The 11,492-nt window shown below is 65.4% G+C and carries 10 protein-coding genes; 4 read left to right on the top strand and 6 right to left on the bottom strand.

Going from position 1 to position 11,492, the window contains the following annotated elements; translation table 11 throughout:
* The first annotated feature begins 131 nt into the window (after window positions 1-131).
* The 4 genes from serA (at window position 132) to CK489_RS40155 (ending at window position 6,016) form a co-directional block, all read left to right on the top strand.
* Window positions 132-1,721, top strand: coding sequence for a phosphoglycerate dehydrogenase (gene serA, locus CK489_RS40170; protein ID WP_095736177.1), 1,590 nt, complete (start codon window positions 132-134; stop codon window positions 1,719-1,721).
* A gap of 262 nt (window positions 1,722-1,983) precedes the next feature.
* The gene (locus tag CK489_RS40165) at window positions 1,984-3,156 is read left to right on the top strand and encodes a thiolase family protein (RefSeq protein WP_095736176.1); all 1,173 of its coding nucleotides are present in this window, start codon (window positions 1,984-1,986) and stop codon (window positions 3,154-3,156) included.
* Window positions 3,157-3,428: 272 nt separating this feature from the next.
* Window positions 3,429-5,096: a mucoidy inhibitor MuiA family protein gene (locus CK489_RS40160; protein ID WP_095736175.1), complete on the top strand. Its 1,668-nt coding sequence runs from the start codon at window positions 3,429-3,431 to the stop codon at window positions 5,094-5,096.
* 83 nt (window positions 5,097-5,179) lie between these two features.
* Window positions 5,180-6,016: an enoyl-CoA hydratase-related protein gene (locus CK489_RS40155; RefSeq protein WP_095736174.1), complete on the top strand. Its 837-nt coding sequence runs from the start codon at window positions 5,180-5,182 to the stop codon at window positions 6,014-6,016.
* A 76-nt stretch (window positions 6,017-6,092) separates the two neighbouring features.
* Here the strand turns inward: CK489_RS40155 and CK489_RS40150 are convergent, their stop codons facing one another.
* The 6 genes from CK489_RS40150 to CK489_RS42545 form a co-directional block, all read right to left on the bottom strand.
* The gene (locus tag CK489_RS40150; RefSeq protein ID WP_095736173.1) at window positions 6,093-6,536 is read right to left on the bottom strand and encodes a hypothetical protein; all 444 of its coding nucleotides are present in this window, start codon (window positions 6,534-6,536) and stop codon (window positions 6,093-6,095) included.
* A gap of 184 nt (window positions 6,537-6,720) precedes the next feature.
* Entirely contained in the window at window positions 6,721-8,073 is a 1,353-nt protein-coding gene (locus CK489_RS40145; RefSeq protein WP_095736172.1) for an esterase-like activity of phytase family protein, read from the bottom strand.
* 108 nt (window positions 8,074-8,181) lie between these two features.
* A complete protein-coding gene (locus CK489_RS40140) occupies window positions 8,182-8,985 on the bottom strand; it encodes a heme ABC transporter ATP-binding protein (RefSeq protein WP_095736171.1) in 804 nt (267 codons plus the stop codon).
* Window positions 8,982-10,082 (bottom strand): FecCD family ABC transporter permease, encoded by a 1,101-nt coding sequence (locus CK489_RS40135; protein ID WP_095736170.1) that lies wholly within the window; start codon window positions 10,080-10,082, stop codon window positions 8,982-8,984. The genes CK489_RS40140 and CK489_RS40135 overlap by 4 nt, the downstream gene beginning before the upstream one ends.
* Window positions 10,079-11,029: a heme/hemin ABC transporter substrate-binding protein gene (locus CK489_RS40130; protein ID WP_095736169.1), complete on the bottom strand. Its 951-nt coding sequence runs from the start codon at window positions 11,027-11,029 to the stop codon at window positions 10,079-10,081. Before CK489_RS40130 ends, CK489_RS40135 begins: the two co-directional genes overlap by 4 nt.
* A gap of 8 nt (window positions 11,030-11,037) precedes the next feature.
* Window positions 11,038-11,451: a hemin uptake protein HemP gene (locus tag CK489_RS42545; protein WP_245350763.1), complete on the bottom strand. Its 414-nt coding sequence runs from the start codon at window positions 11,449-11,451 to the stop codon at window positions 11,038-11,040.
* Between the last annotated feature and the right edge of the window lie 41 nt (window positions 11,452-11,492).

The raw sequence follows: 11,492 nt of genomic DNA, 5'->3' as shown, positions 1-11,492 counted from the left end.
CATGGCCGGGCTAAGCGCGAAGCGCGTCTTCGCTAATTGACCCGGCCACCTATCGCGCAGAGTGGCCGGGCGGGCGTCGTGCCCGCGGCCGTCGTGTATTCAAACGCATCGTTCAGCAACGGATCATTCCGATGACAAAACCCAAAGTTCTGATTTCCGACGCGCTGTCGCCCGCCGCCGTGCAGATCTTCAAGGATCGTGGCGTCGAGGTCGACTTCCAGCCCAACCTCGGCAAGGACAAGGACAAGCTCGCCGAGATCATCGGCAATTATGATGGCCTTGCGATCCGCTCGGCCACCAAGGCGACCGCCAAGATCCTCGAGAAGGCGACCAAGCTCAAGGTGATCGGCCGCGCCGGTATCGGCGTCGACAATGTCGAGATCCCGGCCGCGACCGCCAAGGGCATCATCGTGATGAACACGCCGTTCGGCAATTCGATCACGACCGCCGAGCACGCCATCACCCTGATGCTGGCGCTGGCCCGCGAGATCCCGCAGGCCGATGCCTCGACCCAGGCCGGCAAGTGGGAGAAGAACCGCTTCATGGGCGTCGAGATCACCGCCAAGACGCTCGGGGTGATCGGCTGCGGCAATATCGGCTCGATCGTCGCCGACCGCGCCCTCGGCCTGCGCATGAAGGTGATCGCGTTCGATCCGTTCCTGTCGCCGGAGCGCGCCAAGGACATCGGCGTCGAGAAGGTCGAGCTGGATGACCTGCTGAAGCGCGCCGATTTCATCACGCTGCACACGCCGCTGACCGAGAAGACCCGCAACGTCATCGACGCGGCCGCGATCGCCAAGATGAAGAAGGGCGTCCGCATCATCAACTGCGCCCGCGGCGGCCTGGTCGACGAGCAGGCGCTGGTCGATGCGCTGAATTCCAAGCATGTCGCGGGCGCCGCCTTCGACGTGTTCGTCGAGGAGCCGGCGACGACGAACGTCTTGTTCGGCCATCCCAACGTGATCTGCACCCCGCATCTCGGCGCCTCCACCACTGAAGCGCAGGAGAACGTCGCGCTGCAGGTCGCCGAGCAGATGTCGGACTATCTGCTGTCGGGCGCGATCTCGAACGCGGTCAACTTCCCCTCGATCACGGCGGAAGAGGCGCCGAAGCTGAAGCCGTTCATCGAGCTCGCCGAGAAGCTCGGCTCGTTCGCCGGTCAGCTCACCGAGAGCGGCATCCTCAAGACCACGATCACCTATGAGGGCCACGTCGCCGAGATGAAGATTAAGGCGATCACCTCGGCGGTGCTGTCCGGCCTGCTGCGCCCGATGCTGGGCGAGGTCAACGTGGTGTCGGCGCCTGTCGTCGCCAAGGAGCGCGGCATGGTGGTGGACGAGGTGGTTCGCGCTGCGCAGAGCGACTATGAAAGCCTGATCACGGTCACCGTCGCGACCGAGCGCCAGGAGCGGTCGGTGTCCGGCACCGTCTATGCCGACGGCAAGCCGCGCCTCGTCGACATCAAGGGCATCCGCGTCGACGCCGAGTTCGGCAAGTCGATGATCTACGTGACCAACGAGGACAAGCCGGGCTTCATCGGCGCGTTCGCGAGCCTCCTGGGTGATGCGAAAATCAATATCGCGACCTTCCATCTCGGCCGCGTCAAGCAGGGTGGCGACGCCATCGCGCTGGTCGAGGTCGACGGCGCGGTACCGGCGGAGCTGCTGAGCAAGGTGCAGGCGCTGCCGCAGGTGAAGCAGGCCAAAGCGCTGACGTTCTGAGGCGCCGACGTTCTGAGGCGCTGACGTTTTAAACGCTGTTTGAGCGGCTCTCGTCGTCGCCCGGGACGTGCCGGGCACGACGAGCGAAGTTACCGTTCGAAATGCAGCCAAATTCCGATCTGCGGAACATGACGCCGTCTCCGACCCCGGAGGCGGCGTTTGTCGTTCCAGAGCCTCCGGTATTGCTGTTGCGCCGCACGAAAAATGTGTACGAACGGGCCACGACGCGCCACAATGACCGTCATCTCAGAGGGAGAAAACAATGCGTGAAGCCGTAATCGTTTCCTACGCGCGCACCGGCCTGGCGAAGTCCGGCCGTGGCGGATTCAACATCACCCCGCCGATGTCGCTCGCCGCGCACGCCATCAAGCACGCGGTCGATCGCGCCGGCGTCGACAAGGAATATGTCGAGGATTGCTATCTCGGCAATTGCGCCCATGGCGCGCCGAACATCGGCCGCCAGGCCGCGCTGCTCGCCGGCCTGCCGAAGTCGACCGCGGGCGTTTCCGTGAACCGCTTCTGCTCGTCGGGCCTGCAGACCATCGCGATGGCCGCCAACTCGATCCGCTCGGATGGCTCCGATTGCATCGTCGCCGGCGGCGTCGAAAGCATCTCGATTCCCGGCGGCGGCTCGCCGAAGGAATCGATCGATCCGGACCTGCTCAAGGCCGCACCCGACATCTTCATGGCGATGATCGACACCGCCGACATCGTCGCCGAGCGCTACAAGCTCAGCCGCGAATACCAGGACGAGTATTCGCTGGAGTCGCAGCGCCGCATGGCGGCCGCGCAGCAGGCCAACAAGTTCAAGGACGAAATCGTCCCGATGAAGACCAGGATGAAGGTGGTCGACAAGGCGACCAAGGCCGAGTCGATCGTCGACTACGTGGTCGATCGCGACGAGTGCAACCGTCCCGAGACCACGCTGGAAGGCCTAGCCAAGCTCGAGCCTGTGAAGGGTCCGGGCAAGTTCGTCACTGCCGGCAATGCCAGCCAGCTGTCCGACGGCGCTGCCGCCGTGGTGCTGATGGAAGCCAAGGACGCCGAGAAGCGCGGCCTCAACCCGCTGGGCCGCTTCGTCGCCTGGGCCTCGGCCGGCTGCGAGCCCGACGAGATGGGTATTGGTCCGGTGTTTGCCGTGCCGAAGCTGCTCAAGCGCCACGGCCTGAAGGTCGACGATATCGACCTCTGGGAGCTGAACGAGGCCTTCGCCAGCCAGTGCCTGTATTCGCGCGACCAGCTCGGTATCGATCCCGAGAAGTACAATGTCAACGGCGGCTCGATCGCGATCGGCCATCCGTTCGGCATGACCGGCGCCCGGCTCACCGGCCACCTCTTGCAGGAAGGCCGTCGCCGCAAGGCCAAGTGGGGCGTCGTGACCATGTGCATCGGCGGTGGTCAGGGCGGCGCCGGCCTGTTCGAGATCTACAGCTGAGCCTGCGGCCCCGGCCGATCGTTCAAGATTTGCTGCACGGCGCCCCAGGGCGCCGTGCTTTTTTTGTGTCGCCTTCCGTGCATTGACCGGCAAAGGAGACTATCCGACATCGCCGCGCCATCCGGCAGCCGCGACGGCGCCATCGTCGTGCCGCAGGGAAACCTCAATCGAACCAGTCGCTTCCTCGCTGCGTCTCACCACCAGAAACGGCGCGCCTCGAGCCGGCATGCCGTTGGTCTCGCGCGCGATGCGATGTTTCCCGGAGGGATGTGATGCGAAGGATTGCGAATTGTCTTGTGACCTCCAGCCTGGTGCTGGCGGGAGCGCTGGTTGCCGGACCGCTGCATGCGGCCAATCTCGATGCGGCATCGCAGGTCGACGCCGTGACCGTCTATCCCGATGGCGCGAGCGTCACCCGCGTCATCACGCTGGATCTGCCCGCCGGCGACAACACGCTCGTCGCGAAGGATTTCCCGATGGGCCTCGATCCGACCTCGCTGCGGGTCGAAGGCGAGGCGGGCGAGCGGCTGACGATCGGAGCCATCGACGCGCGGCCGCCGCGCCCCGTGCCGCCGGCCAACCTGCCCGACATCGACAAGCGGGTCGAGGCGCTGAAGGACCAGCGCGAGGATCTGCAGGGGATCATCATCGCGGCCGAGGCGCGGCGTAAATTCGCCGAACATTTTGCCGAGGCCTCGCCGGTCGGCATCGGCGAGAAGGGCGAGGCGCGTCCGGTGAGCGAGTGGCGTGCCGCGTTCTCGGCGGTCGGGGACGAAGTCGCGACCGCCGACAATGCGATCCGCGACGCCACGCGCAAGCAGCGCGACATTGATCGCGAGATCGCGCGTCTTGAAGCCGATCGTGCCGCCAAGCCGCCGAGCAAGCTCGAGGTGCGGATCGAGCTTGCCTCCGCCGCCGCGACCCGCGCGACATTGCGGGTGACCTATGCGGTGCGCAATGCGCGCTGGCTGCCGATCTACGACGCCCGTCTCGACACCGGCGCAAAGGATCGCAAGCCGGCGATCGAACTGGTGCGCCGTGCCGAGATCACCCAGTCGACCGGCGAGGATTGGTCGAACGTTGCGCTCGCGGTCTCCACCGTGCGCGTCGCGCGCGGCGGCAACGCGCCCGATCTCAATTCGCTGATCGTCCGATATCCGCAGCCGCCGCGGCCACTGGCGGCCGGCCGAGCGTTTGATAGCGTGCAGCAGCCCTCGGCGCTAATGCCCACACCGGCTGCACCTTCGATGGAGCAGCATCTGTTCAAGAAGGCCGAGGAGCAGGAGGCCGCTGCCGAGGTCAGCGCCTTCCAGGCCTCCTTCAAGATCCCCGGCCGCGTCAGCATCGCCGCCAATGAGGGCGCCAAGAGCCTGCGCATCGCGACGGCAACGATCACCCCCGATCTGGCGGTTCGCGCCGTCCCGGTGCTCGATCCGACCGCGTTCCTCGAAGCGAGCTTTGTGCAGGCCGACGACGCGCCGCTGTTGCCGGGGCAGGTCTCGATCTACCGCGACGGCATCTTCGTCGGCCGCAGCCGGATGGTCACCGCCGCCAAGGACGAGACCGTGCGGCTCGGCTTCGGCGCCGACGACAAGGTCAAGATCGAGCGTACCGTGGTGAAGCGCAACGAGGGCTCCGCGGGTCTCATCGTTACGACGTCGAAGACCGACGAGCGTGCGTTCAAGACCACGGTGCGCAACGGTCACGACTTCCCGGTCAAGGTCGCGATCCAGGATCAGCTCCCGGTCAGCGAGAACGACGACATCGTCGTCGAGATGCTGCCGTCGTCGACGCCAGCGACCACCACCAACCTGCGTGACAGGCGCGGCGTGCTGGAATGGGCGTTCGAGGCCAAGGCCGGTGAAGTCCGTGACGTCAATTTCGCCTGGCGGATGCGCTGGCCGAAGGACAAGGGCGTCGTGATGGTGCCGGCGGGCTGATCTGCACCAGCAGCCGATGACTTCACTCCCGATCTCGGGCATCACTTTGCCAAGGGCAAAAATGTCCGAGATCGGGAGGATCCATGAGCTACCAGCACATCGTCGTCGATGATCCGCGTCCGCGCGTCCGCCGCATCACGTTGAACCGCCCCGAGAAGCGCAACGCGCTCAACAACCGTCTGCGCGGCGAGATTTTCGAGGTGCTGGAGCAGGCCGACCGCGATCCCGATGTTTCGATCTCGATCCTGCGTGGTGCTGGGCCCTGCTTCTCGGCGGGCTACGATCTGTCCGCCGATAACCGCGTCGACCAGCCCTATCATTCGGCGTCCGGCCCCGGCCAATGGTCACGCCATGTCATCGAAGGCTGGTTCTCGATCTGGGATCTCGCCAAGCCCGTGATCGCGCAGGTGCACGGCTATTGCCTCGCCGGCGGCACCGAGCTCGCGACCGCCTGCGACGTGGTCTATGTCGCGGACGATGCCCAGATCGGTTACCCGCCGGTGCGGCTGATGAGCCCGCCCGACATGCAGTACCACCCCTGGCTGGTCGGCATGCGCCGCGCCATGGAATTGATGCTGACGGGCGATGCGATGTCCGGCCGTGAGGCCGCCGAATGGGGCTATGCGACCCGCTCCTTTCCGCTCGCCGAATTGGAGAGCAAGACGCTCGATTTCGCTGAGCGCGCGGCGAAGGTGCCGATCGAGCTGCAGCAGCTCAACAAGCGCAGCGTGCATCGTGCGATGGAGATCATGGGCGCCCGCGCCGCCATGCGCGCCGGCACCGAGATTCAGGCGCTGGCCTTCACCACCGAGGCGAGCAAGGCCTACATGGCGGGCTTCCGCCGCGACGGCCGCAGCGTGAAGGCCCAGCTCGACCAGCGCGACACCACGTTCGGGGATTACCGGACCAGGAAGGAGTGACGCTTGCCGCGTGAACGCTCGCTTTATTGACGTGTTTTCTTCACGCGAACTGGGTGTTCACTTCGCTGAAAACGCGTTAGAAGCCGGCGTTCTCCTCCAGCCATTGCTGGTTGTCCCAGTGCGCACGACGGCCGAGGACATATTCGCGAACATCGTCCATGAAGCGGACCTTGCTGGCGAGCGCGCCAATGAAAGCGGCGATCGCCGCGATCCACGGCCATAGATGCATGAGCAGTGTGTCGGGTATCTGGCTGGCGAAGCCCGCCTGCAGCGCGCCCGTTGCGAAGTAAGCCAATACGGCCCACGCAAGGGCCAATATCGTGGCCACCGCCCCGTAGCTGTTTTGATGAAGCCTCACCAGTCGGCGCATCAGGTATAGATAGGAAAAGTACACGATCACGCCGAGTATCAGGGCGATGCATGCCGGCGGAAGGCCCCAGCTTTGATCCCAGGTCAGGTACACAACGAAGCCCGCGGCTATCAGCGCCTCGATGGTGGTCAGGCTGGATTTCTCTTGCATGATTTGCCCCAAAGCGACTCAAGTATCAGCCGAGGCTATCATCATCTAGCGCGTCGGTAGAGGGGCTATTGCAGGACAACCATTGGAATAGGGTTGTCTCGACGACCACCAAGATCGCCGCATACTCACTGTCATACCCCGCCTTGAGCGGGGCATGACAGTGTTGAGTGTGGTGAGAGGCGCCTCACTTCGCCTTCAGGAAGTCGCCGACTTCGAGCAGCACGAACTCGTCGTCATCCGCCTTGTTGGGGTCGCGGCTCGACGAGAACGGCAGGTTGTTGTCGTTGCCGACGATGATGTGGGTGTCGTCGACCCGGTCGACATTCTCGATGGTGAAGAACGGGAAGGTGTAGACGCCGTCGTTGAGCGGCTTGCGGGCCTTCTTGTTCGGATCGCGGATCTTCATCAGGTCGATATAGGCGATCTTGCGGACCGGCTTGCCGACATTGGCGTCGGAGAGTTCGATCTTGTAGACGCGCTTGAACTTGGCGAGATCGGGGAAGCAGTTCTCGCCGCGCTGGCCTTGCGGGCAGGCCTTGTCGGCAGTGCCTTCGCCATTGTCTCGCTCGATCACGAGGCCCTGGGTCGGGTCGATCATGTTGAAGTCGCCGATCGCATTGCCATTCTGTTCGAACACATACTGCCAGTAGCGTCCGGTGAACTTTTCCGCCGCGACGTCGAACTCGAGGATGCGTGAGGCTTCCTTGCCGTCGACCTTCTCCCAGTCCTTCTTTTCGGCGTCCCACAGCGGTCCTTCGAGCAGGCCGTAGAGGAATTTGCCGTCCTTGGAGGAGGCGAAGCCTTCATAGCCCTTGGAGCGGCGCAGATTGACGTTGGTGTAGGTGACGCCGGGCGCGCCGGGCGACTGCACCGCCCAGTGATCCGGCGAGCGCACCGGCTTGCCGTCGGCGACCGTCTCGAACACGGCGAGGATCTTGCCGGTCTTGTCGGCCTTGAGGATGTAGGGCCCGAACTCGTCGCCGATCCAGAACGTGTCGTTGATGATCTGGAAGCCCTCGGTGTCGAAGTCGGCGCCGGTGAGGTAACGCTTGGCGGTGTCCTCATGCACGATGCGGAACGGCACCTTCTTGTCGGGATCGTGCAGGAATACGGTCTCCTGGCGCTCGATCTTGCCGCCCGCCCAATCCATCTTGTAGCGGTTCAGATACAGCATCGAGTCCGTCGAGTTGTAGCGCGAGCCCATGCCGTTGTCGGTGATCACCCAGAACGAGCCGTCGGGCATCGCCTTGATGCCGGAATGGCCTTGCAGCGGCTGGCCCTTGAACGGCAGCGACACGCCGGTCGGCCGCTCGTAGGATTTTCCCATCACGGTGCCGATCGCATCGACGCGCTTGCCGGTGGTGTACTTGCCGGAGGTCTTGAGATCGTTGGGGGCGTCCGCGGGAGCATCGATGAAGCTCTCCGCCGGCATCACGGCGTGTCCCGCCAGCGTCGCCGGGAATTCGCCCTCGCTCTGCGCGAACGCCGGTGTGGCGAGCAGGATCGAGGCGACGGAGCAGAGCAGGGACAGGCGCATGGTTGATCTCCCAAGGGATAAACGATGCGGTGTTGTCCGAGGTGCCTGTTACAGCCGGCTGACAGTTTTGTGAATCGCCGATGTTACGAAAGGATAAGGCTTGCGGCGTTACGTCGCTTGGCCCGCGGGGCGCATCGTCTGCGGCAGCAGGAATGGTACGCCGTCTCCGGTGTATTCAATCGCAGCGTCGATTTCGAAGATTTTGCGCAGCGTCTCGGCCCGCATCGCGGCAGCGCGGTCGCCGTCGACGGCAAGCCGGCCGCGATGCAGCAGCAGGATGCGGTCGGCGAACCGCATCGCGAGATTCAGGTCGTGCAGGATCGCGATCACGGCGGTGCCGCGCTTGGCGCGCCGGCGCGCGGTCTCGACGAGGTCGATCTGGTGCCGCAGATCGAGGCTCGACGTCGGCTCGTCCAGCAGCAGGAGTCCCGGCCCGTGCAGCGCCTCGCCGCAGGCGAGCTGGACCAGCACGCGAGCGAAATGCGCGCGCTGCTGCTCGCCGCCGGACAGCGTCGGCAGCTGCCTGGAACGGAAGGGCGCCAGCCCGACCTCGTCCAGCGCCGCCCTGACCAGGCCACGCGCCGCGGTGCGCGGGCTCTCGCCGGCGCCCATGCTGACGATCTCCTCGACCGTGAACGGGAAGCTGACATTGACGTGCTGTGACAGCATCGCGCGGTGCTGCGCCAACTCGCGCGGACGGTAGGTATTGAGGTCGCGCTGCCTGAGCCTTAGGGTGCCGCGGGACGGACGCAGGTCGCCCGACAGCATGCGCAGCAGGGTCGATTTACCGGCGCCGTTGGGGCCGACGATCGCGACCATTTCGCCGGCGCCAATCTGCAACGAGACCGCATCGACCAGCGTGGCGCCGCTGACCGTCATCGATAACGCCTGCGCTTCGAGCAGCGCGCTCATAGCGATACCAGGGTGCGCTGGCGCAGCAGCATCGCGAGGAAGAACGGCGCGCCGATTGCCGCGGTCAGGATGCCGATCGGCATTTCCGCCGGCGCCACGATGGTGCGCGCCACGGTGTCGGCACCAACCAGCAGGATGGCGCCGAGCAACGCCGACGCCGGCAGCAGCAGGCGATGCGCAGGACCGATCACCAGCCGCAACAGATGCGGCACCACGATCCCGACGAAACCGACCACGCCGCACACCGAGACCGCGACGCCGGTCATCGCCGACACCAGCACGATCGACATCCGCTTCAGCCGTTCGACGTCGACGCCGCTATGGAACGCCTCGGCCTCGCCGAGCACCAGCACGTCGAGCCCACGGGCGATCGGGACGCAGGCGATCAGGGCCGCGGCCAGCACTGGGGCCAGCGCCGTGAGCTTGCTCCAGGTCGCGCCGCTGAGCGAACCCAGCATCCAGAAGGTGATGTCGCGGAGCTGGCGGTCGTCGGCGACGAACACCAGCAGCCCGATGCCGGCATTGGCGATCGCGGCAATCGCAAGCCCGGCCAGCAGGAAGATCGCGATCGACGTCCGGCCGCCGCGGCTGGCGATGCCATAAAGCACGATGGTCGTGACCAGCGAACCGGCAAAGGCCGCGACCGGCAGCAACTGGTGTTGCAGGAAGCGCAGGCTCTCGCCGAGATGGCTCTCGGTGAACACGATCGCCGCCGCTGCGGCAAACGCACCGCCGGAGGAGACGCCGACCAGCGCGGGGTCGGCGAGGGGGTTGCGGAACAGGCCCTGCATGATCGTGCCTGATACCGCAAGGAGTGCGCCGACCATCGCGGCCGCCGCGATCCGCGGGATGCGGATCGACCACACCACGAGCTGGTCGCGCGCCAGTAGCGGGCTGGTCACGGCATCGCCCCATAGCCCGAGCGCGGCCGGAAGCCGCGCGAGCGGGATGCCGGCGGCCCCGACCGTCAGGGCGATCAGTGCGGTCCCTGCAAGTGCCGCAAACAAGCAAAGCAAAGTGAGCGTGGCCGCCGGCCGCGGCGACATGCCGGCGCGGCGTTGCTTGGCACGCGCGCTGCGCTCGGCCAGCGCGCTCATTGCCGGCAGTTCGCGCTCAGCGCCGCCGGCTTGAAGGCTTCGGCTTGCGGTGCCAGCGCCGGGTAGAGCTTGACCGAGAGGTCGCGCGCCGCAGCCGCAGTACGCGGTCCGAAGCCGAGCAGATAAAGCCCTTCCATCGAAATGAAGGCCTTGTTGGCCGCGACCGGCGTCAGCGCAAAGCCCGGATGCGCGAACACCGCGTCCGACGTCAGCGAGTCCTTGCCGCGATCGATCGACAGCACGACATCGGGCTTCGCCGCCACGATGGCCTCGTCATTGACCGGCTTGTAGCCGTCGTAGCCGTCGATGGCGTTGACGCCGCCGGCGAGCTGGATGATCTCGTCCGCAGCGGTCTTGTGGCCGGCGGCCAGTGCCCGGCCGTTCAGGAGCGACATCACGAACATCACGCGCACCGGCTTTGCCACTTTGGCGCGCATCGCCCGCAGTTGTGCGAGATCGCTTTCCACCGCGGCGGACAGGCACGCGGCGCGCGGATCGGCGCCCATGGCATGGCCGACAAGCCTGATCTTCTCGACCAGCCCGGCCTCCGAGAATGTCTCCGGCACCAGCACCAGCGGCACTTTCGCCGCCTCCAGCACGTCTATGGTTTCCTTCGGCCCCGAGCCCTGCACCGCGAGCACCAGCGACGGATGCAGGCCGAGCACGCCCTCGGGCGACAGTTGGCGCATATAGCCGACGTCGGGCTTTTGGCGCAGCGCCGCTGGCGGATAGAGGCTGGTCGCATCGACGCCGGCGATGCGCTCCTCGAAGCCGAGCGCATAGAGGATCTCGGTGATCGCGCCGCCGATCGAGACGATCCGTGTGGGATCGTCGATCGCAACGTCGCGGCCGCGCGCGTCAAGCACGGTAATGCCTTCGGCGGTTGCTGCGCTGATCGGCAGCAGACAGGAGAATGCGAGCAAGGCGAGCGTGCGGCAAATTGTCATCGGGGCGGTCACTTGGTAAGGATCAACTTGTTCTGCGAGGTCAGCCGCAAGCGGTAATGCTCTTCGCCATGCACGATGATGATCTCGCGCTCAGCCGAGAACAGCTCGCGGCTGTCGAGGCGATTTCCGCGCATGACGAGCGTTTTCGCGGCGTCGGACACTGATACGACCTGCTTTTCGGCCGCGCCGAACTTGTCTCCGGAAGTTGCCGACATTCTCGTGGTGCTGCGCCTTCGAATTTTCAAACAGTGCTTGCTTGTACAAGCGGGCGAGGGCGCATTCCAACGGCTGCATTTTACAATCGATATAAACAGCGGCGCCGCATTCTTGACCGATTTGTTGCCGGCTCGTAACCAATCATCACGATGCAAGCGGGTGGCTTGGATCGCGACATAGCCAGCAAGCCGCTCGGTGGAGCGCACGCCAGCCAAACCAGAAAAGTAATGATTGGGCTGGGGCTAGA

The organism is Bradyrhizobium sp. UFLA03-84 (assembly GCF_002289535.1).
Classification (GTDB): Bacteria; Pseudomonadota; Alphaproteobacteria; order Rhizobiales; family Xanthobacteraceae; genus Bradyrhizobium; species Bradyrhizobium viridifuturi.
Note: the sequence above shows the minus strand (reverse complement) of the source record. Positions and strands in the feature narration are given on the sequence as shown.

Excerpts from the sequence above, each read along its gene's own strand:
- serA (WP_095736177.1), top strand. The coding sequence starts at position 132 with ATGACAAAACCCAAAGTTCTGATTTCCGACGCGCTGTCGCCCGCCGCC.
- CK489_RS40165 (WP_095736176.1), top strand. The coding sequence starts at position 1,984 with ATGCGTGAAGCCGTAATCGTTTCCTACGCGCGCACCGGCCTGGCGAAG.
- CK489_RS40160 (WP_095736175.1), top strand. The coding sequence starts at position 3,429 with ATGCGAAGGATTGCGAATTGTCTTGTGACCTCCAGCCTGGTGCTGGCG.
- CK489_RS40155 (WP_095736174.1), top strand. The coding sequence starts at position 5,180 with ATGAGCTACCAGCACATCGTCGTCGATGATCCGCGTCCGCGCGTCCGC.
- CK489_RS40150 (WP_095736173.1), bottom strand. The coding sequence starts at position 6,536 with ATGCAAGAGAAATCCAGCCTGACCACCATCGAGGCGCTGATAGCCGCG.
- CK489_RS40145 (WP_095736172.1), bottom strand. The coding sequence starts at position 8,073 with ATGCGCCTGTCCCTGCTCTGCTCCGTCGCCTCGATCCTGCTCGCCACA.
- CK489_RS40140 (WP_095736171.1), bottom strand. The coding sequence starts at position 8,985 with ATGAGCGCGCTGCTCGAAGCGCAGGCGTTATCGATGACGGTCAGCGGC.
- CK489_RS40135 (WP_095736170.1), bottom strand. The coding sequence starts at position 10,082 with ATGAGCGCGCTGGCCGAGCGCAGCGCGCGTGCCAAGCAACGCCGCGCC.
- CK489_RS40130 (WP_095736169.1), bottom strand. The coding sequence starts at position 11,029 with ATGACAATTTGCCGCACGCTCGCCTTGCTCGCATTCTCCTGTCTGCTG.